This window comes from Intrasporangium sp. (assembly GCF_039812505.1).
Taxonomy (GTDB): domain Bacteria; phylum Actinomycetota; class Actinomycetes; order Actinomycetales; family Dermatophilaceae; genus Intrasporangium_A.
This window is the reverse complement of sequence record NZ_JBDIAQ010000003.1, coordinates 22,009-45,415: the sequence shown is the minus strand read 5'-3', so window position 1 is coordinate 45,415 and position 23,407 is coordinate 22,009. Positions and strand designations below refer to the sequence as shown.

General features: G+C 72.3%; 24 protein-coding genes. 14 read left to right on the top strand and 10 right to left on the bottom strand.

What is annotated here, in order from left to right:
• The gene (locus WMI84_RS01005) at positions 1-702 is read left to right on the top strand and encodes an HAD family phosphatase (protein WP_347350126.1); all 702 of its coding nucleotides are present in this window, start codon (positions 1-3) and stop codon (positions 700-702) included.
• On the opposite strand, the gene WMI84_RS01000 is transcribed toward WMI84_RS01005, so the two are convergent.
• Together WMI84_RS01000 and WMI84_RS00995 are read right to left on the bottom strand one after the other, a co-directional pair.
• Positions 686-1,363: a hypothetical protein gene (locus WMI84_RS01000; protein WP_347350125.1), complete on the bottom strand. Its 678-nt coding sequence runs from the start codon at positions 1,361-1,363 to the stop codon at positions 686-688. The two genes, WMI84_RS01005 and WMI84_RS01000, sit on opposite strands and share 17 nt — an antisense overlap.
• A gap of 244 nt (positions 1,364-1,607) precedes the next feature.
• Entirely contained in the window at positions 1,608-2,447 is an 840-nt protein-coding gene (locus WMI84_RS00995) for a PD-(D/E)XK nuclease family protein (RefSeq protein WP_347350124.1), read from the bottom strand.
• Between the two features lie 76 nt (positions 2,448-2,523).
• Here WMI84_RS00995 and WMI84_RS00990 point away from each other — a divergent pair, with 76 nt between their 5' ends.
• The 4 genes from WMI84_RS00990 to arc all read left to right on the top strand — a co-directional run bounded on the left by WMI84_RS00990 (position 2,524) and on the right by arc (position 7,225).
• A complete protein-coding gene (locus WMI84_RS00990) occupies positions 2,524-3,681 on the top strand; it encodes a site-2 protease family protein (RefSeq protein ID WP_347350123.1) in 1,158 nt (385 codons plus the stop codon).
• A gap of 269 nt (positions 3,682-3,950) precedes the next feature.
• Positions 3,951-4,355, top strand: coding sequence for a single-stranded DNA-binding protein (locus tag WMI84_RS00985; protein ID WP_347350122.1), 405 nt, complete (start codon positions 3,951-3,953; stop codon positions 4,353-4,355).
• A gap of 11 nt (positions 4,356-4,366) precedes the next feature.
• The gene (locus WMI84_RS00980) at positions 4,367-5,425 is read left to right on the top strand and encodes a tRNA (adenine-N1)-methyltransferase (protein ID WP_347350121.1); all 1,059 of its coding nucleotides are present in this window, start codon (positions 4,367-4,369) and stop codon (positions 5,423-5,425) included.
• 54 nt (positions 5,426-5,479) lie between these two features.
• Positions 5,480-7,225 carry a proteasome ATPase gene (gene arc / locus WMI84_RS00975; protein WP_347350120.1) on the top strand — a complete coding sequence of 582 codons (1,746 nt, stop codon included), beginning with the start codon at positions 5,480-5,482 and terminating at the stop codon, positions 7,223-7,225.
• Between the two features lie 26 nt (positions 7,226-7,251).
• Here arc and WMI84_RS00970 read toward each other — a convergent pair whose 3' ends face one another.
• Entirely contained in the window at positions 7,252-7,674 is a 423-nt protein-coding gene (locus WMI84_RS00970; protein ID WP_347350119.1) for a DUF3054 domain-containing protein, read from the bottom strand.
• Positions 7,671-8,660: a ribose-phosphate pyrophosphokinase gene (locus WMI84_RS00965; RefSeq protein WP_347350118.1), complete on the bottom strand. Its 990-nt coding sequence runs from the start codon at positions 8,658-8,660 to the stop codon at positions 7,671-7,673. The genes WMI84_RS00970 and WMI84_RS00965 overlap by 4 nt, the downstream gene beginning before the upstream one ends.
• A gap of 107 nt (positions 8,661-8,767) precedes the next feature.
• Between WMI84_RS00965 and dop the strand changes: the two genes are divergently transcribed.
• The 6 genes from dop (at position 8,768) to WMI84_RS00935 (ending at position 12,964) form a co-directional block, all read left to right on the top strand.
• Entirely contained in the window at positions 8,768-10,288 is a 1,521-nt protein-coding gene (gene dop / locus WMI84_RS00960; RefSeq protein ID WP_347350117.1) for a depupylase/deamidase Dop, read from the top strand.
• Between the two features lie 96 nt (positions 10,289-10,384).
• The gene (locus WMI84_RS00955; protein ID WP_347350116.1) at positions 10,385-10,591 is read left to right on the top strand and encodes a ubiquitin-like protein Pup; all 207 of its coding nucleotides are present in this window, start codon (positions 10,385-10,387) and stop codon (positions 10,589-10,591) included.
• Positions 10,588-11,421, top strand: coding sequence for a proteasome subunit beta (gene prcB, locus WMI84_RS00950; protein WP_347350115.1), 834 nt, complete (start codon positions 10,588-10,590; stop codon positions 11,419-11,421). The genes WMI84_RS00955 and prcB overlap by 4 nt, the downstream gene beginning before the upstream one ends.
• Positions 11,418-12,212 (top strand): proteasome subunit alpha, encoded by a 795-nt coding sequence (gene prcA / locus WMI84_RS00945; protein ID WP_347350114.1) that lies wholly within the window; start codon positions 11,418-11,420, stop codon positions 12,210-12,212. The genes prcB and prcA overlap by 4 nt, the downstream gene beginning before the upstream one ends.
• 94 nt (positions 12,213-12,306) lie before the next feature.
• Positions 12,307-12,537, top strand: a complete 231-nt coding sequence (locus tag WMI84_RS00940; protein WP_347350113.1) for a hypothetical protein — start codon at positions 12,307-12,309, stop codon at positions 12,535-12,537.
• A 19-nt stretch (positions 12,538-12,556) separates the two neighbouring features.
• Positions 12,557-12,964 (top strand): TA system VapC family ribonuclease toxin, encoded by a 408-nt coding sequence (locus WMI84_RS00935; protein ID WP_347350112.1) that lies wholly within the window; start codon positions 12,557-12,559, stop codon positions 12,962-12,964.
• Between the two features lie 92 nt (positions 12,965-13,056).
• On the opposite strand, the gene WMI84_RS00930 is transcribed toward WMI84_RS00935, so the two are convergent.
• The 6 genes from WMI84_RS00930 to WMI84_RS00905 form a co-directional block, all read right to left on the bottom strand.
• A complete protein-coding gene (locus tag WMI84_RS00930) occupies positions 13,057-14,319 on the bottom strand; it encodes a hypothetical protein (RefSeq protein ID WP_347350111.1) in 1,263 nt (420 codons plus the stop codon).
• A 181-nt stretch (positions 14,320-14,500) separates the two neighbouring features.
• The gene (locus tag WMI84_RS00925) at positions 14,501-15,460 is read right to left on the bottom strand and encodes an ABC transporter permease (RefSeq protein WP_347350110.1); all 960 of its coding nucleotides are present in this window, start codon (positions 15,458-15,460) and stop codon (positions 14,501-14,503) included.
• Positions 15,461-15,469: 9 nt separating this feature from the next.
• On the bottom strand, positions 15,470-16,459 hold the full coding sequence (locus tag WMI84_RS00920; RefSeq protein WP_347350109.1) for an ABC transporter permease: 990 nt from the start codon (positions 16,457-16,459) through the stop codon (positions 15,470-15,472).
• A gap of 6 nt (positions 16,460-16,465) precedes the next feature.
• Positions 16,466-17,554, bottom strand: a complete 1,089-nt coding sequence (locus WMI84_RS00915) for an oligopeptide/dipeptide ABC transporter ATP-binding protein (protein ID WP_347350108.1) — start codon at positions 17,552-17,554, stop codon at positions 16,466-16,468.
• 16 nt (positions 17,555-17,570) lie between these two features.
• Positions 17,571-18,620, bottom strand: a complete 1,050-nt coding sequence (locus tag WMI84_RS00910; RefSeq protein WP_347350107.1) for an ABC transporter ATP-binding protein — start codon at positions 18,618-18,620, stop codon at positions 17,571-17,573.
• Positions 18,621-18,637: 17 nt separating this feature from the next.
• Positions 18,638-20,455: an ABC transporter substrate-binding protein gene (locus WMI84_RS00905; protein ID WP_347350106.1), complete on the bottom strand. Its 1,818-nt coding sequence runs from the start codon at positions 20,453-20,455 to the stop codon at positions 18,638-18,640.
• 236 nt (positions 20,456-20,691) lie between these two features.
• On the opposite strand from WMI84_RS00905, the gene WMI84_RS00900 reads away from it, so the two are divergent.
• The 3 genes from WMI84_RS00900 to WMI84_RS00890 all read left to right on the top strand — a co-directional run bounded on the left by WMI84_RS00900 (position 20,692) and on the right by WMI84_RS00890 (position 23,343).
• The gene (locus WMI84_RS00900) at positions 20,692-21,375 is read left to right on the top strand and encodes a response regulator transcription factor (RefSeq protein ID WP_347350105.1); all 684 of its coding nucleotides are present in this window, start codon (positions 20,692-20,694) and stop codon (positions 21,373-21,375) included.
• 62 nt (positions 21,376-21,437) lie between these two features.
• The gene (locus WMI84_RS00895; RefSeq protein WP_347350104.1) at positions 21,438-22,763 is read left to right on the top strand and encodes a HAMP domain-containing sensor histidine kinase; all 1,326 of its coding nucleotides are present in this window, start codon (positions 21,438-21,440) and stop codon (positions 22,761-22,763) included.
• A complete protein-coding gene (locus tag WMI84_RS00890) occupies positions 22,750-23,343 on the top strand; it encodes a GerMN domain-containing protein (protein ID WP_347350103.1) in 594 nt (197 codons plus the stop codon). Before WMI84_RS00895 ends, WMI84_RS00890 begins: the two co-directional genes overlap by 14 nt.
• Positions 23,344-23,407 lie beyond the last annotated feature (64 nt).

Below are 23,407 nucleotides of genomic sequence, written 5' to 3'. Positions count from 1 at the left end.
ATGCACCGCCCGGGCCTGCCCGCCGCAGTGCTGTGGGACATGGACGGCACCCTCGTGGACACCGAGCCGTACTGGATGGCGGCCGAGCACGAGCTCGTGGGCGAGCACGGCGGGGTGTGGACCGACGAGGACGCCGCCGCGCTGGTCGGCAACGCGCTCGAGGTGTCGGCCACGATCATCCTGGAGCGGACCGGGCTGCCGCTGACCGTCTCCGAGGTGGTCCAGGCGCTGCTGGGCCGGGTCGTCGAGCGCGTCAGGGCGCAGGTGCCCTGGCGGCCGGGAGCCCGCGAGCTGCTGCAGGGCCTGGTCGACACCGGGGTCCCCTCGGTGCTCGTGACGATGTCGTGGCGCTCGCTGGCGGACACCGTGGTGGGCCGGCTGCCTACCGGGTCCTTCCGCGGGATGGTGACCGGTGACCAGGTTCGCCGCGGCAAGCCGGACCCCGAACCGTACCTGGCCGCGGCCCGGCTGCTGGATCTGCCGCCGGCGGCGTGCGTCGCGCTCGAGGACTCCCCGGCCGGCGTCCGCTCGGCGACGGCCGCGGGGGTGCCCACCCTCGCCATCCCCCACGTGGTCCCGGTCCCCGAGATGGCCGGCGCGGTCCAGATCCGCACCCTGGCGGGGGTGGGCCCGGCGGACCTGCTGCGCCTGCTCGACGGCGCGCGGCCCGGCGCGCCCGCGGACCTCACAGGTGGTAGATGAAGTCGCCCCGCGCGTCGACGCCGCCACGGTGCAGCGCGTTCCCGGATGGTGCCGTGTCGCTGGCCATCAGCCACCACGAGCCGATCCGGCCCGCCTGGGCCAGCTGCATGTTCCGCAGCTCGGCGATGACCCCCGCTGCGGTCTGCACGTAGTTGGGTGGTTGCTCCCCGTGGGTGGCCGAGCCGGCCCAGGCGCCCCGGTTGAGCCCGCCGTTGCCCCGGAAGGCGCTCCACCTGGTGTTCGCCACGGTGATGACGGCGCGTGCCGCTGCGACGTTCGGGTCCGGGCTCGGCGGCAGCGCCGCGAAGCCCAGTGCGGCGAGGTTGTCGTGGGCGTCCTGGACCCCCGCCGCGTCATAGGCGGCGTCGCCGACGGTCGCGACCTGGGCCTTGGCGCCGTAGAGCCGGTTCTCGAAGTGGAAGAACACGTCGGTCCATCGCTGGTCGATGCGGCCGCGGGTCCTCATCCGCGACGAGTAGGCGTCGAAGTAGTGGTCCCAGAGGTCGTCCTTGCTGACCAGGCGTTGCACGCTCGGTCCGCCGAGCAGGGTGGCGACCGCGTGGTTGCCGACGGCCCGCTGGAGCGAGAGCACCAGCTGCGGCGAGGGCGGCCGACCCGGGACAGGCCCCGGGGCATGCGCAGGACGGGCGGTGTGCTGCACTTCGGAAGGATCCACGAGTGGGTGACGCAGCCTGGCCTGGAGGCTCACCTGTCCATGCTAGGGACGGCGCGGGTGGCCCGGGGCGCCGGCGGGCGGATGCGTGCCGAAGAGGCGCCCGGGCCTGCCCCTTCGGCTGCCCGGACAGACCGCCCGCGGCCTGACCCGGGGCGTCGCTCGGCGGCGCCCGTCGTGGCCGACCGAGGCCCGGTGCCATGGTCGGTCCGCGACGGTCAGCCGAATGCGCTCACCCGGCCCCCTCCAGTGGGTCCGAGGCAGCCGGGGCGAGGGCGAGCGTGCCCGCATCGTCCGGCAGCGGTGGCGGCGTGCCGCCCCAGGCCGGGCAGATCGGACGGTACTCGCACCAGTCGCAGAGCCGGCCCGGGCTGGGCCGCCAGTCGCCGGTCGCGGCGGCCCGCCCGATGGCGGCCCACAGCGCCCGGATCTTGCGCTCCACCCCGACGAGGTCCTGCTCGTCGGGCTCGTAGCGGACCAGCTCGCCGTTGCCGAGGTAGACCAGCTGCAGCATTCGCGGGATCGTGCCGCGCCGGCGCCACAGCACGAGCGCGTAGAACTTCAGCTGGAACAGTGCCCGGGCCTCGAAGCGTTCGGACGGGGAGCGGCCGGTCTTGTAGTCGACCACCCGCAGCGCGCCGTCGGGCGCGACGTCGAGCCGGTCGACGTAGCCGCGCAGGAGCAGGCCGTCGAGGTCGGCCTCGACGTACAGCTCCCGCTCGGCCGGCTCGAGTCGGGTGGGGTCCTCGATGCCGAACCACGTCTCCAGAAGCGCAGCGGCCGCCGCGAACCACTCGTCGGCGTGCCCAGCGCGCTCGGCGAGCAGGTCGGCCAGGCCGGGCTCGGCGAGCACGAGGCGTTGCCACTCCCGGGGCACCAGACGCCGGGCCGCATCGAGGGTGCGCCCGGCGGGCGGCAGGTCGAAGATCCGCTCCAGCACGGCGTGCACCAGGGTGCCGCGCGCGCTCGCGGGGGTCGGTGGCGACGGCAGCCGGTCGACGACCCGGAAGCGGTAGCGCATCGGGCACGCCATGAAGTCCGCGGCCCGGCTGGGCGAGAGGGCGGCCGGCATGCCCCCGACTGTATGACGCCCCGGCGACAGTCCCGACCGGCGGCGACGGCTGAGGGCGGTGCCGTAGTGTCCCACCATGACGACACCGGGAGGCCAGCCCCGTTCGCCCCACGGCTGGCGGATGGGGTCCCTCGGCGGCATCCCCGTCTACCTGGGCCGGTCCTGGCCGATCATCGCCGTCGTGATCATCGTGCTGTTCGGGCCGCGGCTCGGGACGGCCGGCCGTGGCCCGGCCTACGGCTACCTCGTCGCGCTCGGGTATGCCGTGCTGCTGCTCGTCTCGGTCCTGGTCCACGAGGCGGCCCACGCGCTGGCCGCCCGGTGGAGCGGCCACCCGGTCGACCGCATCGTCGCCGACGTCTGGGGTGGCCACACCGTCTACGACGCGACCCGATCGCACCCCGGCGCGACCGCCGTCATCGCCGTCGTCGGCCCGCTGGCCAACCTGGTCCTGGCGGTGCTCGGGTACCTCGTGCTGCCCCTGGTCACGGGCGAGACCGCGCAGCTGCTCGTCGGCGTGGTCACCTGGGCCAACCTGCTCGTGGGCCTGTTCAACCTGCTGCCCGGGCTGCCCCTCGACGGCGGGCAGATCGTCAGCGCGCTCGTATGGAAGGTCACCGGACGCAAGGGCACGGGCCTGGTCGCGGCGGGCTGGCTGGGGCGAGTGCTGGCGGTGGGAGGCGTCGCCTACCTGGTCGGCGTCCCCCTGCTGCAGGGCGGCCAGCCGGACACCACGACCCTGCTCTGGGCCGTCCTGATCGCCGCCTTCCTCTGGAAGGGCGCCTCTGACGCGATCCGCTCCGGGCACATCCACGAGGCCACCGCGGGGCCGGTCGAGCCGGTCCTCGACCCGGCCCTTCTCGTCCCGACGTCCAGCACCGTGGCCCAGGCGGTCACCGCGGCGTCGGCCGGCGGGCGACCCGTGGTGATCATCGGCACCGACAGCGCCGGCTGGCCCGTCGGGGTCGTGCCGGGCTCGGCGATCACCGACGTCCCGGAGTCGCGGCGCGCGACGACCAGCCTGTCGGCCACCCTGCAGCCGGAGCGGCGCGACTGGGTCGTGGCCCTGCCGGCCGACGCGGTGCTCACCGACCTCGTGCGGCTGATGGGGGAGCGGTCGCTGTCCGTCGCCGTGGTCGTCGACGAGCAGACCAGGGCGGTACGGGGCGTCGCCCGTGCCGAACGGGTCAACGAGGTCGTCGGGGCCGAGCTCGCCCGACGCCGGCACCGCTGACCCGGACCACGCGACAGCGCCGAGCCGGAGCACGGGGCTCCCGACCCGGAGCACGGGGTTCAGGCAGCGCCGGTCCGGAGCACGCGGTTCAGGCAGCACCGACCCGGACCACAGTCGTTGACGAAACATCCGCCCACGCCGGCCACCCGTGCACAACCCCCGAGCCCACCAACGCGTCGTCCACTGGGCCGCGCACCCACCTGGTCCCACCGCGTACCCCCCGGCACTCTGGGACCGGGCCCGATGGCCGGGACCGGAAGGAGCTCGACATGACAGCGGCAGCCAGCCGCCGGACGGCCCCGGCGCCGGGGCCGGCACCCCGCAACCAGGTCGGTCTCTCCGGTCGGGTGCCGGCCGAGCCCGAGGAGCGGGTGCTGCCGAGCGGCGACCGCATCGTCGTGCTCCGGGTCGTCGTCCCGCGCCCGCCCGACCCGGCCCGCGCCGGCCGGGACGGGGGTCGGACCCCCCGCCGGGCCGTCGACACCATCGACGTCGTGTGCTGGTCCGCCTGCACCAGGCGGTCCGCGGGCGGGCTGCGCGAGGGCGACTGGGTCGAGGTCGAGGGCGCGCTGCGGCGCCGGTTCTTCGCGGTCGGGGCGGGGCGGCAGAGCCGCTACGAGGTGGAGGCCACGGCCCTGCGGCGGCTGGCCAGGGGCGTGCCTCGTGGCACCTAGACTGTCCTGCCATGACCAGCCCCGCGCCACCGGCCGACGGCGAGCCACTGCGCCACCGGCGTGGCGTGTTCCAGACCGGCGAACGGGTCCAGCTGACCGACCCGAAGGGGCGGCTGCACACGATCACCCTCGAGCCCGGGCGCGAGTTCCACACGCACCGGGGCTACTTGCCGCACGACGACCTGATCGGCCGCCCTGACGGGTCGGTCGTCACCAACACCGCGGGCGTCCAGTACCTCGCGCTGCGCCCGTTGCTGCCGGACTACGTCATGTCGATGCCCCGGGGGGCTGCGGTTGTCTACCCCAAGGACGCCGGCCAGATCGTCCAGATGGCAGACATCTTTCCCGGCGCGGTCGTCGTCGAGGCGGGGGTCGGCTCGGGTGCCCTGTCGATGTCGCTGCTGCGCGCGGTCGGCGTCTCCGGCCGGCTGGTCAGCTTCGAGCGACGTGCGGACTTCGCCGAGATCGCCCGCGCCAACGCCCGGGCCTTCTTCGGCGGGGACCACCCGGCGTGGTCGGTGCACGTCGCCGACCTCGTCGAGGGCCTGCCCGAGCAGCTCGGGCCGGGGTCGGTCGACCGCGTGGTGCTCGACATGCTCGCCCCGTGGGAGTGCCTCGAGGCGGTCGCGACGGCACTGGGTCCCGGGGGCGTGCTGATCTGCTATGTCGCGACCACGACCCAGCTCAGTCGGCTCGCCGAGGGCATCCGGGCCCAGGGCGGGTTCACCGAGCCGAACGCCTGGGAGTCGATCGTGCGGGGCTGGCACCTCGAGGGCCTGGCCGTCCGGCCCCAGCACCGGATGCACGGCCACACCGGCTTCCTCATCACGACCCGGCGGCTGGCCCCGGGTGTGCTGCCGCCCGAGCGCACGCGCCGTCCCGCGAAGGGCTCCTATCCCGGGAGCGGGCACCCGGACGACGCCGCCGGCGCGACCACGGCGGCAGACCCCGGCATCCCGGGCGGTCTCGACGACGCGCGCTGGACCCCGGCGGCCCTCGGCGAACAGGTCAAGTCAGACCGGCGGCTGCGCCGACTGCGACGCTCACTCACCGAAACATCCGACGGATAGACAGGAGTGCGAGTTACTGTCGAAGTGTCAGGTAGCGCGGACGAGGAGGCCGACATGACCGACGAGACCCGTGGGACGCCAACCGGCGGTGCGCCGGGCGATCGCGACCGGGAGGCTCTGCAGTCGGAGGTCCACGGCCTGCGCCGGACCGCCTCGGGGTCCGAGCGGGCCCGTGAGCTCGAGGCCCGCCTGAACCATCTCCAGACCTCCCTGACCACCTTGTCGACCCAGAACGAGCGTCTCGTGCGCACCCTCAAGGAGGCTAGGGAGCAGATCGTCACCCTGAAGAAGGAGGTCGACCGGCTGGCCCAGCCACCGAGCACGTTCGGGCTGGTCGTCGACGTCGACGAGGAGGGCACGGCCGACATCCTCACCGGTGGACGCAAGATGCGCGTGGCGGTCAGCCCGTCGGTCGACACGCGAGAGCTGGGCGCGGGCCGTGAGGTCATGCTCAACGAGGCCCTGAACGTCGTGTCCGTCCACGGGTACGAGCGGGTGGGCGAGGTCGTGACGATCAAGGAGAAGCTGTCCGACGGCCGGCTCGTGGTGGTCACCCACGGGGACGAGGAACGCGTCTGCCGGCCCGCCGAGACGCTTCGCGACGAGCACGTCAGGGTCGGCGACGCCCTGACGCTCGACCCGCGCAGCAACTTCGTCTACGAGGTCATCCCCAAGCTGGAGGTCGAGGAGCTCGTCCTCGAGGAGGTGCCCGACGTCGCCTACGAGGACATCGGGGGCCTGGCCGGGCAGATCGAGCAGATCCGCGACGCCGTCGAGCTGCCGTTCATGCACCCTGAGCTGTTCCGCGAGCACGCCCTCAAACCGCCCAAGGGCGTCCTGCTGTACGGTCCGCCCGGCTGCGGCAAGACCCTCATCGCCAAGGCCGTCGCCGCCTCCCTGGCCCGCAAGGTCGCCGAGCGCGAGGGCGTCGACCCGACCGAGCGCAAGAGCTACTTCCTGAACATCAAGGGCCCGGAGCTGCTGAACAAGTACGTCGGCGAGACCGAGCGGCACATCCGGCTCATCTTCCAGCGCGCGCGGGAGAAGGCGTCCGAGGGCACGCCGGTCGTGGTCTTCTTCGACGAGATGGACTCGCTGTTCCGCACCCGCGGCTCGGGCATCTCCAGCGACGTCGAGACGACCATCGTGCCGCAGCTGCTCGCCGAGATCGACGGCGTGGAGCGGCTCGACAACGTCATCGTGATCGGCGCGTCCAACCGCGAGGACATGATCGACCCGGCCATCCTGCGGCCCGGCCGGCTCGACGCCAAGATCAAGATCGAGCGCCCCGACGCCGAGGCCGCCCGCGACATCTTCACCAAGTACCTGACCACCGACCTGCCGCTGCACGAGCACGACCTGACCGAGCACCAGGGCGATCGCGGGGCGACGGTCGAGGACATGATCACCGCGGCCGTCGAGCGGATGTACTCCGAGGTCGAGGACAACCGCTTCCTCGAGGTCACCTACTCGGGTGGCGACAAGGAGATCCTGTACTTCAAGGACTTCAACTCCGGCGCGATGATCCAGAACATCGTCGACCGCGCCAAGAAGCTGGCGATCAAGGACTACCTGACCACGGGACAGAAGGGCATCCGCGTCGAGCACGTCCTGACCAGCTGTCTCGACGAGTTCAAGGAGAACGAGGACCTGCCCAACACCACCAACCCCGACGACTGGGCGCGGATCTCCGGCAAGAAGGGCGAGCGCATCGTCTACATCCGCACGCTGATCAAGGGCAAGGACGGCAGCTCGCCCGGCCGGTCGATCGCCACGGCCAACACCGGTCAGTACCTCTGAGGCCTCCGGCGGCCGCGGTATGCCGCTCAGCGCGCCCCGCGCGAGGGCTCGCCGACGCGCGCGGCCGGGTGGGCGGCATACCCACGGTGCCGCCACTGCCGCAGGGCCCGCCACCCGAGCAGCAGGACGGCGAGCGTGGCCCCGGCGACCAGGACGAACGGCCACGCGGTGCCCTGCCCGGTCAGGTGGCGCAGCACCATGCCGCCGCCGACGGTGACGAACCAGACGGTGATCCCCGGGCCGACCTCAAGCGGCCACCGCCGCCGCAGCGTCCGCACGAGGCCCCAGCCGGCGGCGGTGCCGACCAGGAAGGGCCAGCCGGTCAGCAGGGCACCGGTGACGGTGGCCGCCTGCTCGTGCGTGGCGCGGCCCGCCGCGGCGAAGCCGAGCACGAGCACCACGTCGAGGGCGAGCCAGCGCAGCTGCCGGCCGGGCCCGGTCCGGCTCATCCGGCCGTCTCGAAGGGCAGCTGCGCCTGCGGCGGGGCACAGGTCGGGTCGACGCCCTCGAACAGCGACGAGACCGACCGGCCGAGGTGGATCCGGCTGATCGCCTCGCCGAAGAGCCGGGCGACCGAGATGGTGCGCAGCTCGGGCCAGTCGGCCGGGCGCGGGACGGTGTCGGTCGTGACGACCTCGGTGACCCACGGGTGGCCGCGCAGCCGCTCGACGGCCTTGCCGGTGAACAGGCCGTGCGTGCAGACGACGGAGGCGCCGGTGGCGCCCTCGTCGCGCAGCCGGTCGATCAGCTCGACCATCGAGCCACCCGTCGCGATCTCGTCGTCGAGCACGATGGCCCGCCGCCCCCGCACGTCGCCCACGATCGAGTCGATCACGACGTGGTCGTCGGCGACCCGCTGCTTCGAGCCGGCGGCGACCGGCAGGCCCAGCAGCCGAGCGAAGGTCGTGGCGACCTTGGCGTTGCCCAGGTCGGGGCTGACCACGATCGCGTCGCGAAGGTCGCGGTCCCGGAAGTGGTCGGCCAGCACGCCGATCGCGGTCAGGTGGTCGACCGGCATCCGGAAGAAGCCGTGCACCTGGGGCGCGTGCAGGGCCATGGTCAGCACCCGGTCCGCACCGGCGGTCCGGATCAGGTCGGCGACGAGGCGGCCGCCCAGGGAGATGCGCGAGGCGTCCTTCTTGTCGGACCGCGCGTAGGCGTAGTGCGGCATGACCGCGGTGATCTGGCCGGCGGAGGCCCCGCGGGCGGCGTCGATCATCAGCAGCAGCTCCATGAGGTGCTCCTGCGTGGGCGGCACGAGGGGCTGGATCAGGTAGACGTCCTGCTTGCGGCAGTTGGCCAGCAGCTGCGCCTGCAGACAGTCGTTGCTGAACCGCCGCAGGTCGACGGGGGACAGGCGCACCCCGAGATGGGTGCAGATCCGCTCGGCCAGGGCCGGGTGGGCCGAGCCGCTGAAGACGACGACGTCGTTCACCGCAGGCATCCTCTCGACGGGGACGGGCCCGAGCCTACTGGAGCAGTCCGCGGTGACCGGTGCGGCCACGGGTGGGATTTCCCAGCGTTGCGGTTATCGTCGTGGCCATGACGGTTCGGCGGATCATGGGTATCGAGACCGAGTACGGCATCTCCGTGCCGGGCGACCCCCTGGCCAACCCGATGTTCCTGTCCGGGCAGGTCGTCAGCGTCTACGCGGCGGCACACGGGATCCGCTCGAACCAGTCGAGCTGGGACTACGCCTTCGAGGATCCGCTGCGCGACGCGCGGGGCTGGCAGATGAGCCGCGCCGACGCCGACGAGAGCCAGCTGACCGACTCCGAGGACCCGAGCCTGGCCAACGTCGTGCTGCCGAACGGGGCCCGCTACTACGTCGACCACGCGCACCCCGAGTACAGCTCGCCGGAGGTCACCACCCCCCGCGCGGTGGTGGTCTGGGACCGGGCCGGCGACGCGATCGCGCTGGAGTCGGTGCGGCTACTCGCCGACCGGCCCGACCACCAGCTGGTCAACCTCTACAAGAACAACACCGACGGCAAGGGCCAGTCCTACGGTGCGCACGAGAACTACCTGATGCCGCGCCGGACCCCGTTCCCGGACATCGTCCGGTACCTGATCCCCTTCTTCGTCACCCGCCAGGTGATCTGCGGTGCCGGTCGGGTCGGGATCGGGGTCGACTCGAAGGCGCCGGGCTTCCAGATCTCCCAGCGGGCCGACTTCTTCGAGACCGAGGTGGGTCTCGAGACCACCCTGAAACGACCCATCGTCAACACCCGGGACGAGCCGCATGCCGTGGCCGACCGGTTCCGCAGGCTGCACGTCATCATCGGCGACGCCAACCAGCTCGACGTCGCGGGCCTGCTCAAGATGGGCACGACCTCACTGGTGCTCGGGATGATCGAGACCGGCCACCTCGCCGAGCCGCTGTCGGTCCGACGACCCGTGGCGGCCCTGCAGGCGGTTTCGCACGACCCCTCGCTCACGCTGCGGCTCGAGCTGCTCGACGGCCGCGTGATGACCGCCCTGGACATCCAGTGGTCCTATCTGGAGGCCGCCCGGGCCTGGCTCGAGGCTCGGCGCGACGACCCGGTCCCGGAGGCCACCGAGCAGGTCATGACGCTGTGGGAGGACGTGCTGACCCGGCTCGGCAGGGACGTCATGTCGTGCGCACCCGACATCGACTGGGTCGCCAAGCTGCAGCTGCTGCAGGGCTATCGCACCCGCGATGGCCTGCACTGGGACGACCACCGGCTGGCGGCCATCGACATCCAGTGGGCCGACGTGCGGCCCGAGAAGGGCCTGGTGCACCGGCTGCGGGACCGCGGCCGGACCCGTGAGCTGGTCTCGTCCGAGGAGGTGAAGGCCGCGCAGGTCGACCCCCCCGAGGACACCCGGGCCTGGTTCCGGGGCACCTGCGTGCGCCGCTTCGCCCCCAACATCTTCTCCGCGAGCTGGGACTCGGTCGTCTTCGACGTGCCGGGGCACACCAGCCTGCAGCGGGTGCCGATCCTCGAGCCCGAGCGCGGCACCCGCGAGCAGGTGGGCGAGCTGCTCGACCAGAGCCCCGACGTGCACTCGCTGCTGGCCGGGCTGGCTGCGCCCGAGTGACCCGACCGCCCAGGGTGAGCGCGGGTCGGCACCGACCAGGCCGCCGAACGGGTTAGGGTCGAGGTATTGGATCGCCGTCAGCCAGTGGAGGTAGTCATGGCCGCACAGGAACATGCCCGGCCCCAGCGCCGCGAGGACGAGCCGGCCGACGTGCCGCAGACCCCGCCCGCCGCCCCGGCCGGAGCGGACGTCAAGCAGGGCCTCGGTGACGACATCGACTCGGTCCTGGACGAGATCGACGGCGTCCTCGAGACCAACGCGGAGGAGTTCGTGCGCGGCTTCGTCCAGAAGGGCGGCCAGTGAACGGGCGGCCCCAGCCGCGGGCCCGGCGCCTCGATGACGCCTACCTGACCGCAGGGACCTCGTCCTTCACCGACTTCCTCGCCTCCTACCGGCCCGAGCTGCTGCCCTCGGGGCGGCCGTTGCCGCCCACCGCCGGCATCGAGGCGCCGCACGCCACGACGATCGTGTCGCTGCTGACCGCCGACGGGGTCGTCATGGCCGGGGACCGGCGCGCGACGATGGGCAACCTCATCGCCAACCGCGACATGCAGAAGGTCTTCGCCGCCGACGGCTACTCGGTCGTCGGGATCGCCGGCACGGCCGGTGTCGCCATCGAGCTGGTCCGGCTGTACCAGGTCGAGCTCGAGCACTACGAGAAGATCGAGGGCATCCTGATGTCGCTCGAGGGCAAGGCCAACCGGCTGGCGTCGATGATCCGCGGCAACCTCGGCCTCGCCCTACAGGGTCTGGCCGTGGTGCCGGTCTACGCCGGCTACGACCTCGACACCGACAGCGGGCGCATCTACTCCTACGACGTGACCGGCGGCTGCTACACCGAGGGCAGCCATCACAGCATCGGCTCCGGCTCGCCGTATGCCCGCGGGGCGCTGAAGAAGCTCTGGCAGCCAGGCCTGACCAGCGAGCGGGGGGTCGAGGTCGCCGTCGAGGCCCTCTACGATGCCGCCGACGACGACTCGGCCACGGGCGGGCCCGACCTGGGGCGGCAGATCTGGCCGAGCGTGGCGGTGGTCGACTCGTCCGGGGTGAGCTTCGTGGCCGACGAGGTCCTGCAGCAGGTCGTCGAGTCGGTCATCGCGGCGCGGCGCGACAACCCGGGAGGTGCGCGATGAGCATGCCGTTCTACGTCCCGCCCGAGCAGATCATGAAGGACCGGGCCGACTTCGCCCGCAAGGGGATCGCCCGGGGCCGGTCCGTCGTGGTCCTCGGCTACGACAAGGGCATCGCCTTCGTCGCCGAGAACCCGTCGAGCGCGCTGCACAAGGTGTCCGAGATCTACGACCGGATCGCCTTCGCCGCCGTCGGACGGTACAACGAGTTCGAGAGCCTGCGGGTCGCGGGTATCCGGTACGCCGACGTGCGCGGCTACTCCTACGACCGCACCGACGTCACCGCCCGCGCCCTGGCCAACACCTACGCGCAGACCCTCGGGGCGATCTTCGTGCAGGAGAGCAAGCCCTTCGAGATCGAGATCGTCGTGGCCGAGGTGGGCCGCCGACCCGAGGACGACCAGATCTTCCGCCTCACCTACGACGGCTCGGTGGCCGACGTACACGGGTACGTGGCCATGGGCGGCGCGAGCGAGCAGGCCGAGCGGCGGCTGGCGGCCGACTGGCAGTCGGGTATGTCGCTCGCCGAGGCCCTGCGCACGGCGGTCGACGTCCTCGGGGCACCGCCCAGCGAGGGGGCCGAGCGGCGCGACCTGGCCGCGGACCAGCTCGAGGTGGCCGTCCTCGACCGCGAACGGGGGCGGCGCAGCTTCCGTCGGATCCAGGGCTCCCTGCTCGAACGACTGCTGAGCCCCGCCGACCCCACGAGCGGCACACCCGCCTCCGACGAGCGGCATCCGGGCCACCCGGACGTGCTGACCGGCGAGGACGAGCCACCGGCCGGCTCCGCCTGAGGACGCGGCCGCCCACCCTTTGGCGGGACTGGCGCGACCGATGTGCGCCGCCCGGGGATCTGATGCGTGATGCGTGATGCGGTTCCATGGAAGCATGCGGACGACGCTCGACCTGGACGACAGGGTCCTGACGGCCGCGCGGGCCCGGGCCCGAGCAAGCGGCGTCACCCTCGGCTCGGCCGTCTCCGAGCTCGCCCTGGCCGGGCTGGAGGCCGAGCAGCAGCTGTCCGGGCAGAAGACGCGGTCCGGGCTGGTCCTGCTGCCGAGCACGCCCGGGCAGGTCATCACCGACGCCATGGTGGCCGATGCCCTCGTCGAGGAGTGAGCCGCTGGCGATACCCGATGTGAACGTGCTGCTGGCGCTGGTCCATCCCGATCACGTGCATCACCAGCTGGCGCACGCCTGGTTCGGGGGCACCACCGGGTTCGCGACCACACCGGTCACCGAGGCCGGGCTGGTGCGGTTGGCACTGGACGCGAAGGTCGTGGGTGAGGCGGCGGCGACCCCGACGGCCGCGCTGGCGTCGCTGCGAAGTCTGCGGGCCGACCCGCGTGCCAGCTTCCTGGCCGATGACGCCAGCCTGGCCGAGCCGTGGATCGACCTGGTGGGGCTGTCCGGTCATCGTCAGGTCACCGACCTGCACCTGGTCGACCTGGCGGCCCGCCACGCCGCCGTGCTGGTCACCTTCGACCGCGCCTTGGCCGCCGCGCTCGTCCCGGACGACCGCGGCCACGTCCGGCTCATCGGCTGACCGGCCCGGCCGGTTATGGCCAACTACCTCGGGCGGGACCGGAAGCACCGGCGCGACACAGCAAGAATCGCTCCGCTGCCACCGGGGTCCGCTCAGTGGTGCGCGTCCCCGGTGCGGTCCTGGGAGGCCGCTGTGGTTCGCGTAGGCCCCGGCTTCGCGTCGGGTGCCGGGTCGCCCTTGGCCGGTTGGGGCCGACCGGCTGGGGCCGCCCCCGGTCCGGACACCGGCGCCTTCGCCCGGGCGGCGGCCGGACCGGTCACCGGTCCCTGGGCCCGGGCCGGCCCGGCGGGCGGCTGGGCGGATCGGGGCTGCTGGTCTCGGGCGGCGGCGGGCCCGGCCGGCGAGGCGGTAGCCGCGGGCCTGGGCTGTGCGGGTCGGGCGGGCTGGGCCGGTGCGCTCGCGGGGACGGGCGGGGCCGGCCGTCCGGCCGCGGCCGGGGCGTCGGCCACGATGCCGGTGCCGAGGGAGGCGAGCATCTGGCGCAGGTTGGTCAGCTGCGCGCTGATGCTGTCGCGCTGGGCCATCGCGGCGGCCAGCTCGCGGTCGCTCTCCTCGCGCACGCGGGAAGCGTGGTCGCGTGCCTCGGACACGATCTCGTCGGCCTCGCCGCGCGCCTGGTCGAGCAGCGCCTTGGCGCGGGTGCGAGCCTCGGCCGAATCGCGCTCGGACCGCTCGGCCAGCTGCTTGGCGCGGGCCGCGACCCGGGCCAGGGCCGTCTCCTCGGTCTCCCGCCGGGTCTCGAACTCCCGGGCGGCCTGCTCGCGCCGCTCGGCCAGACTGGTCTCCAGCTCGGCCGTGACCGCGGAGGCCTTGGCCCGCTGCGCCTCGTACTCGGCGGCCGCCTCCTTGCGGTGCGCGGCCGCGACCCCCCGCGCCTCGGTTACGACCTGCTGGGCCTCGCGCTGCGCCTGGGCGATGACCCGGGCAGCCTCCTCGTCGGCCCGGTTGCGGGCCTCGCTCGCGTATGCCGTCGTCGTGGCCCGCAGCTGCGCGGCCTCCTCGCCGGCCCGGTCGGTCAGCGCCTCGGCCTCGGCCTGGGCCCGGCTGCGCAGCTCGGCGGCCTCGCTCTCCGCGAGGGCCAGCATCTGTCCGATCCGCTCGCCGAACTCGGTGTACCGCGGCGCGGCGGAGGACGCGCTCGCCGTCCGCTTCAGCTCGACCATCGTGCGAGCCTGCTGCGCCAGCTGGGTGCGCAGGTCGCCCAGCGCGGCGTTGACCCGGGCCAGTTCGACACTGCGCTCCGAGGCGTCCTTCTTCGCCGCGACGAGCGTGCGGTTCTGCGTCTCGATGAACTCGTCGACGTCGGCGGGCTCGTACCCGCGCCGGGACAACTTGAAGGTGGGTCTGTCGATCATGGCCATCCAATGAACGGGTCGGGGGGAGTGTGGCCAACCGGTCACGTGGGTCATTGTGGCAAACGCCGGCGGCTGGATGCGGCACGCGGGCGCTCGAGTCGCCCGCCTGCCGCTCGGCGGGGCGAGCCGAGCGGCAGGCGGGCCGCTGGGGCGGGGCGAGCCGCTGGGGCCCGGGGAGGTGTCAGTGCAGCCGCACGCGCGGGTCGAGCACGGCGTAGAAGATGTCGGCGACGATGTTCGCGACGACGACCGCCGCCGAGGCGAACAGCACGATGCCGATGATGACGGGCAGGTCCTGCTGGTTGATCGCGTCGATGGCGGTCTTGCCCAGCCCGGGCAGGCTGAAGACCGTCTCGGTCACCACCACCCCGCCCAGGACCGCGCCGACGTCGATGCCGAACTGGGTAACGACCGGGGTCAGCGCCGCCCGGAGGGCATGGCGCAGCACGACTCGCCGCTCGCCGATCCCCTTGGACCGGGCCGTGCGCACGTAGTCCTCCCCGAGCACGTCCAGCATGGAGGCGCGGGTCAGGCGGGTGTACGTCGCGGCCGAGACGAGCGCGAGGGTGAACCACGGCAGGACCATGTGGATGAACCAGTCGTACAGTCCGTCACCGGGCGGTACGTACCCGCCCGCCGGGAAGATCGCCACCCCGGCCAGGGTGAGGCGGAAGTAGAGGAAGTAGAGGAACAGCAGACCGAGCAGGAAGGTCGGCATCGAGTAGAAGAAGAGTGCGAACACCGTCATGCCGCGGTCGACGAACGTCCGGGGCCGGACCGACGAGACGACCCCGTTGAAGACCCCGAGCACGAGCCAGATGATCGCGCCCGGGATGACGACCGACAACGTGATCGGCAGGGCGTTGCCGATGATCTGGGTGACCGGCACCCCGTGGTAGTAGTCGAAGCCCAGGTCCCCGTGCAGGGCGTTGCCGACGAAGTCCAGGTACTGCTTCCAGATGGGCTGGTCGAGCCCCAGCCGATGGGAGATCAGGGCGACGACCTCCGGGGTCGCCTGCCGGCCGGCCAGGGTGCGCGCGACGTCGTTGGGGGCGATGAAGAACAGCGCGAAGACGGCCACGGTGATCAGCCACATGACGATCACGCCGAGCGCGAACCGGCGCACGAGGAATCGCAACATCGTCTGCTCCTACTCGGCGAAGAGCCGGTCGCTGCGCGGGTCGAAGGCGTCCCGCACGCCGTCGCCGAACAGGTTGAACGCGAGCGTGGTGACCAGCAGCGCCGCGCCGGGGAACACGACGAACCACCAGGCGACGGTGTAGTAGTTCTGCGAGGTGCTGATCATGCCCCCCCAGTCGGCGGTGGGCGGGGGCAGCCCGAGCCCGAGGAACGACAGTGTCGCCTCCACCACGATGACGACCGGGATCAGCAGCGACGCGTAGACGATGACGGGGGCCAGCACGTTCGGCAGGATGTCGACGAACATGATCCGGGAGTTCGTGGCGCCGAGCGAGCGGGCCGCCTCGACGAACTCCCGCTCGCGCAGCGAGAGGACCTGGCCGCGCACGATCCTGGCGACCGAGGCCCAGCTGAAGAAGCCGATGACCAGGATGGTGACCATCAGGCTGGGGCCGGTGATCGACACGAGCGCGACCGCCACCAGCAGGAACGGGACGGACAGGATCACGTCGACGAGCCGGGCCAGGATGGTGTCGACGATGCCGCCGAGGAACCCGGCCGCGAGCCCGACGACCACGCCGATGACGACGGTCAGGGCCGTGGCGACCACGCCGACCAGCAGCGAGATGCGCGCGCCGTAGGCGATCCGCACGAAGATGTCCCGGCCGAGGTCGTCGGTGCCGAACCAGAACTGCCGCGACGGTCCGACCGGCAGGCCGTCCGGGGTCAGCCCGGTGTCCCGGTACTGCGTGTTGACCGGGTGACCGGTGATGAGCGTGGCGACCGGGGCGAAGACCGCGACGAGGATGATCAGCACGATGACCGCGAGGGAGATCATCGCCACCCGGTCGCGGCGCAGCCGCTGCCAGGCCAGCAGCCACGGGCTGCGGCCCTCGATCCGCTTGCCTGCCGGTCGTCCCGGTCCGCCGCCCGCATCGGCGGGGGCCGGTTCGGTCTCCGTCGTGCCCTGGGCCCGGTCGGGGGGCTGCGAGTCGGCCATGGTTGCTCAGCTCCTCTCGGTCGTGGCGCCCCCGGCGTGGGTCGCGCCATCGCCGGCGATCTCCGAGTCGTCGATGTGGGGCCGGGCCAGGGCCAGGTCCTCGCCGACCTCGAGCGGGTGCAGGCACGCCGTCAGGTGGGTGGCGGGGTCGCCGAGGACCGGCTGCAGGACCGGGTCGGTCACGACGCAGTCGCGCTGGGCCTTCGGGCACCGGGTGTGGAAGCGGCACCCGCTCGGCGGGCTCGTCGGGGACGGCAGGTCGCCGACGAGCACGATCCGCTGCCGGCTGTCGGCCACGTCCGGGTCGGGGACGGGCAGGGCCGACAGCAGGGCCTTGGTGTAGGGGTGCCGGGTCGTCTCGAAGAGGTCCTCCGCCGGGGCGACCTCGTCGATCTTGCCGAGGTACATCACGGCGATGCGGTCGCTGACGTGCCGCACCACCGACAGGTCGTGCGAGATGAACAGGTAGGTCAGGCCGAAGTCGTCCTGCAGGTCGATCAGCAGGTTGATGATCTGGGCCTGGATCGAGACGTCCAGGGCCGACACCGGCTCGTCGCAGATGACCAGCTTGGGCTGCAGGGCCAGCGCCCGCGCCACGCCGATCCGTTGGCGCTGTCCCCCCGAGAACTCGGCGGGGAAGCGGTTGTAGTGCTCCGGGTTCAGCCCGACCCGCTCCATCAGGTCCTGGACCTTGCGCTTGATCTCTGCCCGCGACCCGATCCCGTGGATCGTGAAGGGGTCGCCGATGATCGAGCCGACCCGGCGGCGCGGGTTCAGCGAGCCGTACGGGTCCTGGAAGATGACCTGGATGTCCCGCCGGATGGGGCGCAGGTCCTTGCGCGACAGGGTGCTGATGTCCCTGCCGTCGAACCAGACCTTGCCGCTGGTCAACGGGTAGAGGCGGGCCACGCACCGGGCCAGGGTCGACTTGCCGCAGCCGGTCTCGCCGACCAGGCCCACCGTCTCGCCGGGCATCACCTCGAGGCTGACCCCGTCGACCGCGTGGACCACCACGCGCTCGCGGGCGAACAGGCTCGAGGAGTGCACCGGGAAGGTCTTGACGACCTCCTCGACGCGCAGCAGTGGGTCCGTCATGCCGACCACCCCTCCGTCATGCCGACCACTCCTCGGACTCGGACCCGGCGGCGGTCGCCTCCGTCTCGTCCGCGTGCTGCCGGTCGAGGTGGCGCATCTCGCGGTTGCTCGACAGCCAGCACGCCGACAGGTGGCTCGGGTCGTCGTACACCTCGGCCAGCGGCGGGACCTGCTCCCAGCACAGGTCGAAGGCGTACCGGCAGCGCGGCGCGAAGGGGCACCCGGGCGGCAGGGAGATCAGCGAGGGCGGGGCCCCGGCGATGGGGGTCAGCCGTGCGCCGATCTCACCCTGCGCGGGCAGGGAGGCCAGCAGGCCCTCGGTGTAGGGGTGGTGGTTGTCGTAGAAGACGGTCCGCCGGGTGCCCTTCTCCATGACCGCCCCGGCGTACATCACCACGACCTCGTCGGACATCTCGGCCACCACGCCCAGGTCGTGGGTGATCAGGATGATCGCGGTGCCGTACTGCTCCTGCAGGTTGCGCATGACCTCCAGGACCTGGGCCTGCACGGTCACGTCCAGGGCCGTGGTCGGCTCGTCGGCGATGAGCAGGTCGGGGTCGAGGGCCATCGCCATCGCGATCATGACCCGTTGGCGCATCCCGCCCGAGAACTGGTGCGGGTAGTCGTCGATCCGGCTCTCGGCGCGCGGGATCCCCACGAGCGAGAGCAGGTGAGCGGCGCGCTGGCGGGCCGCCGCGGTGGACGTGTGGTGGTCGTGGGCCCGGATCATCTCGACGATCTGCCAGCCCACCGAGTAGTACGGGTGCAGGCTCGAGAGCGGGTCCTGGAAGATCATCCCGATCCGCTTGCCGCGAATCCCGCGCAGCGTCCTCGCCGAGGCGCCGATCAGCTCGGTGCCGTCGAAGACCGCCGAGCCGGAGATCCGGGCGCCGCGGGTCAGGCCGGTGATCGTCTGCGTCGAGACGCTCTTGCCCGAGCCGGACTCACCGACGATGGCGAGCGTGGTGCCACGCTCGACATCGAAGGTGAGCCCGCGCACGGCCTCGACGACTCCGTCAGGGGTGTTGAACGCTACCCGCAGGTCGCGCACCTCGAGGAGAGCCATCGTGTCCTTCCTTCCGGTCAGCCGCCCTGCTTGTCCGCGGCGAGCCAGATGTTCGTCGGGTCGAAGTTCTGGATCGCGGGGACGTAGATGGCGTTGTGCACCTGCGCGGCGTGGTAGTTGACCTGTTGCGGGTTGGTGATCGGGAAGAACGGGGCATCCGACATGACCTGCTTGTCGGCCTTCTCCCAGAGGGTGCGGGCCTCGTCCTCGGTCTTCGCCGTCGCGGCCTGGGTGATCATCTGGTCGGACGTCGGGTTGTCGTACAGGCCGAAGTTGCTGCCGACCGGCGGGAAGCTCGGCTTGCCGGAGAACAGCGGGTTGAAGAACGACAGGGCCGCGTTGCCGTACCAGTCAGCGGCCCAGCCGGCCACCGCCAGGTCCCAGACGCCGCGATGCGCGACGGAGGGCACCTGCAGGTACTTGGTGTAGAAGTCCGCGTTCGGCGAGGGCACGCCCTCGACCTTGATGCCGGCCTTGGACAGGTCCTGCTGCGCCGTCTGGAAGGTCTTGCTGCTGCCCTCCGACGAGTTGCGGTAGAGCATCTTGAGGGTGATGCCGTTCGGGAAGCCCGCGTCGGCGAGCAGCTGCTTGGCCTTGGCCGGGTCGTACGGGTAGAGGTCGAAGCCCTGCTCACCACCGACGATGTTCGACGGCAGCACGCGGCTGAGCGGCTTGTTCAGCGTGGGGCCGCCGAGCACCTGGATGATGTTGTTGCGGTTGAGCGCATAGGAGAGCGCCTGACGGACCTTGACGTTGCCCATCGCCTTGTTGTTGTTCGGGGAGGCGGTGTTGAACACGATGTACGGGTTGGTCGACGCGGTCGGGCCGACGTTGAGGTTCGGGTCCTTCTTGGCGATCAGCGCCGGGATCTGCGAGGGCGGCGGGAAGTTGTCGAACTCCATGTCGGCGCTGGCGCCGCCGGTCTGCAGCTGCTGCTGCGTCGAGTCCTGCGTGACGGTCTCGTTGATGATGACCTTGTCGACGTACGCCTTGCGGATCGGGTCGGTCGCACCGTCCCAGGCCGGGTTGCGCGAGAACGTGATGTTCTTGGTCGGCGTGTAGCTGTCGATCTGGTAGGGACCGTCGGAGATGGTGTGCTGGGCCAGCTCGGCGCTCGCCGGGACGTACTGGTCGTACTCCTTGGGCGCCGGCGAGAAGGCTGGCATCGTGAGCATGTCGGTGAAGAAGCTCGCCGGGTGGGTCAGCTTGAAGACGACGGTGAGCTCGTCCTTGGCCTGGACCCCGGGCAGGTCGGTCTTGTCCATGTAGGCCGCGATGCCCTTGGCCGACTTGTCGGAGATCTTCGCGAAGTTGTTGCAGAACTGGGTCATCCCGACGATGAGGTCCTCGTAGTCGGGCAGCCCGCCGAAGGGCTGGGCCGGGTTACAGGTCCGCTTCAGACCCCGGACGACGTCGGCGGCGGTGACCTGGCGGGCCGGCTTGGTGTTCCACTTGGCCCCCTCGCGCAGCTTGATGGTGTAGGTCAGCCCGTCCGCGCTGATGCCGTTGCCGATGGTCGGCATCGCGTCGGCGAGGTCGGGGGCCGCACTCATCGTCTTGCCCTCGATCGCCGGGTAGCTGAACAGCTGCCGGCTCCACAGCCGCAGGGCCAGGTAGCCGATGCTGTAGTAGCTGATGTTCGGGTCCATGTAGTCGATGTCGCCCGAGCCCAGCATGTTGAGCGTGCCGCCCTTGACCGGCGTCGCGGAGCTGCCGCCGCCCCCGCCGGTCGACCCGGTGCTCGGCGTGCTCGAGCCGCCGCACGCCGCCAGGCCGATCATGCTCAGCGTCGACACGGCAGCGACGAGCGCGACCCGTTTCGTCCTGTTTGTCATCTCACTCTCCTTCGAGACCAGGTCTCGTGGATCCGGCGCCGGACCGGGGTGACCGGTCCCGGCCCTTGGGCTGCCAACGTAGGCAGGTGGTGGCGTCCCTGTACCCCGTCGCCGCCCAGGTGTCACGCGAGTGTCATGACTACGTCATGAACGTGAGGTGAATGTGACATTCTCGTGACGCCGGCCGGCCGTGGAGACGACCGGTCCGGGCCGGCCGGGTGGGAGAGAATGTGGGGATGACCCGCCAGCTGCTGCTCGTCGAGGACGACTCCCGGGTACGGCGGGCGCTGCGGATGGCACTGCAGGACGAGGGGTTCCACGTGACCGAGGCGGCCGACGGCGCCCAGTGCCTCACCGCCATGCGCGAGCAGCCACCCGACGTCGTGCTGCTCGACGTCATGCTCCCGGACCGCGACGGCTTCTCGGTGTGCCGGGAGATCCGCAAGGACAGCGACGTGCCGGTCATCATGGTGACCGCCCGCACCGACAGCCACGACGTCGTCGCGGGTCTCGAGGCGGGAGCCGACGACTACGTCACCAAGCCGCTGGTCTCCAAGGAGCTGGCCGCGCGGATCCGGGCCCTGCTGCGCCGGGTCGAGCCCGCCGGCGACCAGCGCCGCCGACGGGTCCGGTGCGGCGAGCTGAGCATCGGGCTCGACGACGGCGTGGTGCGGCGCGACGACGAGGAGCTCAGCCTGACCCGGACGGAGTTCCGCCTGCTGGCCGAGCTCGCCGTCGCGGACGGGGGGATCTGCAGCCGCGAGCACCTGCTCGACCGGGTCTGGGGCTACGGCTACTTCGGCGACAGCCGGATCGTGGACGTCCACATCCGCCGCCTGCGGCTGAAGGTCGAACGCGACCCCGCCAACCCCCGTCACGTCGTGACGGCGCGGGGTCTCGGCTACCGGCTGGTGGGGTAGTGCGCGGCCGGGAGCGTGGTCCGCGGATCCCGGGCGGGCGACGCCTCGGCCTGCGCGAGCGCATGTCGCTCGCCTTCGGACTGCTCGCGCTGGCCCTGTCCGCCCTGCTGTCCCTCGTCGCCTGGAGCGTGGTCTCCAGGTACCTGGTGAGCGAGCGCCAGTCGGCGGCCCTGGCCCAGGCCGACCTGCACCGGTCGCTCGTATCGGAGGGCATCGCCCTGCGCCGGGAGTCGGTGGCCCTGCTGCTGGGCGGGCTGCCCACCAACGGGTCGATCGGTGCGACCGCGGTCGTCGCGGGACGGTGGTACGCGACCTCGCCGCGGGTGCAGCCCGGCACGCTGCCCAGCGAGCTGATCGCCGAGGCGATCGCGGGCGAGACGGCCACCCAGCGGATCCGGCTCGAGGACAGCCTCTACCTCGCGGTCGGGATACCGCTCGCCCAGAGCGACGACGCCTTCTTCGAGGTGTTCCCGATGGACGAGACCGAGGACACGCTGCGCACGCTGTCCTGGGTGCTGACCGGGGCGGCGGCGGCCACGACGCTGCTCGGCGCGGCGTTCGGCCGGGTCGCCAGCGGCATCGCGCTGCGTCCGCTCAACGAGCTCAACGCGGTCGCCGCGGCGGTCGCCGGCGGGCAGCTGGACGCGCGCCTGTCGATCGGGGACGACCCGGACCTGGCTCCGCTCGCCGCCTCGTTCAACCGGACGGCCGGCGAGCTGCAGCACCGGGTGGAGGCCGATGCCCGGTTCGCGGCCGACGTCGGCCACGAGCTGCGCACCCCGGTCACCACGATGCTGAACTCGATGCAGGTGATCAAGAACCGGGAGAACCAGCTGCCGGCCGAGCTGCGCGAGCCGCTCGAGCTGCTCGAGGGCGACCTGGAGCGGTTCCGGGCGCTGGTCGTCGACCTGCTCGAGATCTCCCGGCACGACGCGGGGGAGGGGCTCGTGCTGGCGCCGGCGAACATCGGGCAGCTGGTCCGGATCGCCGCGGACAGCGCGGCCGGCCGAGCGGTGACGACCGTCGCGGACGACGCCCGGGACCTGACCGTCGTGGTGGACCGCAGGCGCCTCGAGCGGGCCATCGTCAACCTCGTCACGAACGCCGAGTCCCACGGTGGGGGCTGTGTCGCCGTGCGGCTCTCGCGGGCGGACGACGATCACGTGCGGATCGAGGTCGACGACCGTGGGCCCGGCATCGCCGCCGAGCGCCGTTCGCTCGTCTTCGACCGGTTCGCCCGCGCGGGTGCCGTCACGGAGGGCGGCGTCGGGCTCGGGCTGGCCATCGTGCGCCGCCACGTGGCCGCGCACGGCGGCACGGTCCAGATCGAGGACCGCGTGGGGGGAGGTGCCCGGTTTGTCATCACCCTGCCCAGTGCCCGCAGCTGACCGCGACCGTGCCCGCCGGCCGGCGCGGCTGCTGTCGTATGCCGCCTGCGGCCTGTTGCTCGCCGGCTGCGGCATCGGTCCGCAGGACCGCCCGGTGGTCATCAGCATCCCCCCGCAGACCGCGGCCCCCGTGCCGTCCACGGTGATGACGGGCGTGCCGCTCAGCATGCAGGTCTACCTGCTGAAGGGGGCGCACCTGTTCCGGGTGACGCGCACCGTCGCGCCCGGGCCGGGCCTGCAGCCCACCCTCGCCGCCCTCTCGGCGCCGCTGTCGCCGGACGAGCAGGCCCAGGGCCTGCGCTCGGCGATCCCCGTCTCGGTCCAGCCGCTGCGGGGGTCGATGGGCCGGGGGGACATCGCCCGCGTCGACGTCCCGACGGGCTTCGACCGGCTCCCGGTCCAGGAGCAGGTCAACGCGCTCGGCCAGCTCGTCTTCACCATCACCGCCGACACCCTCGCCACCGGGGTGCAGCTGGTCGAGGACGGCAGACCCGTGGCCGTGCCGGACGCGAGCGGACAGCTGCAGGACCGGGCCGTGACGCGCGAGGACTACGGGGTGCTCGCCCCCCGCGTCGAGTGACCCGCCCCGGGCGTCGCACCGTCCCGGCCCTCCCACCGCCCGGCCGTCCCAGCGTCCCGACGCG

What these genes read in the sequence shown, in the direction of transcription:
- WMI84_RS00980 (WP_347350121.1), top strand. Translation starts at nt 4,367, where the DNA reads ATGACCAGCCCCGCGCCACCGGCCGACGGCGAGCCACTGCGCCACCGG.
- WMI84_RS01005 (WP_347350126.1), top strand. Translation starts at nt 1, where the DNA reads ATGCACCGCCCGGGCCTGCCCGCCGCAGTGCTGTGGGACATGGACGGC.
- WMI84_RS00895 (WP_347350104.1), top strand. Translation starts at nt 21,438, where the DNA reads ATGTCGCTCGCCTTCGGACTGCTCGCGCTGGCCCTGTCCGCCCTGCTG.
- WMI84_RS00925 (WP_347350110.1), bottom strand. Translation starts at nt 15,460, where the DNA reads ATGTTGCGATTCCTCGTGCGCCGGTTCGCGCTCGGCGTGATCGTCATG.
- WMI84_RS00970 (WP_347350119.1), bottom strand. Translation starts at nt 7,674, where the DNA reads ATGAGCCGGACCGGGCCCGGCCGGCAGCTGCGCTGGCTCGCCCTCGAC.
- WMI84_RS00985 (WP_347350122.1), top strand. Translation starts at nt 3,951, where the DNA reads ATGACAGCGGCAGCCAGCCGCCGGACGGCCCCGGCGCCGGGGCCGGCA.
- arc (WP_347350120.1), top strand. Translation starts at nt 5,480, where the DNA reads ATGACCGACGAGACCCGTGGGACGCCAACCGGCGGTGCGCCGGGCGAT.
- WMI84_RS00940 (WP_347350113.1), top strand. Translation starts at nt 12,307, where the DNA reads ATGCGGACGACGCTCGACCTGGACGACAGGGTCCTGACGGCCGCGCGG.
- WMI84_RS00915 (WP_347350108.1), bottom strand. Translation starts at nt 17,554, where the DNA reads ATGACGGACCCACTGCTGCGCGTCGAGGAGGTCGTCAAGACCTTCCCG.
- WMI84_RS00930 (WP_347350111.1), bottom strand. Translation starts at nt 14,319, where the DNA reads ATGATCGACAGACCCACCTTCAAGTTGTCCCGGCGCGGGTACGAGCCC.
- dop (WP_347350117.1), top strand. Translation starts at nt 8,768, where the DNA reads ATGACGGTTCGGCGGATCATGGGTATCGAGACCGAGTACGGCATCTCC.
- WMI84_RS00900 (WP_347350105.1), top strand. Translation starts at nt 20,692, where the DNA reads ATGACCCGCCAGCTGCTGCTCGTCGAGGACGACTCCCGGGTACGGCGG.
- WMI84_RS00905 (WP_347350106.1), bottom strand. Translation starts at nt 20,455, where the DNA reads ATGACAAACAGGACGAAACGGGTCGCGCTCGTCGCTGCCGTGTCGACG.
- WMI84_RS00910 (WP_347350107.1), bottom strand. Translation starts at nt 18,620, where the DNA reads ATGGCTCTCCTCGAGGTGCGCGACCTGCGGGTAGCGTTCAACACCCCT.
- WMI84_RS00920 (WP_347350109.1), bottom strand. Translation starts at nt 16,459, where the DNA reads ATGGCCGACTCGCAGCCCCCCGACCGGGCCCAGGGCACGACGGAGACC.
- prcA (WP_347350114.1), top strand. Translation starts at nt 11,418, where the DNA reads ATGAGCATGCCGTTCTACGTCCCGCCCGAGCAGATCATGAAGGACCGG.
- WMI84_RS00955 (WP_347350116.1), top strand. Translation starts at nt 10,385, where the DNA reads ATGGCCGCACAGGAACATGCCCGGCCCCAGCGCCGCGAGGACGAGCCG.
- WMI84_RS00990 (WP_347350123.1), top strand. Translation starts at nt 2,524, where the DNA reads ATGACGACACCGGGAGGCCAGCCCCGTTCGCCCCACGGCTGGCGGATG.
- WMI84_RS00995 (WP_347350124.1), bottom strand. Translation starts at nt 2,447, where the DNA reads ATGCCGGCCGCCCTCTCGCCCAGCCGGGCCGCGGACTTCATGGCGTGC.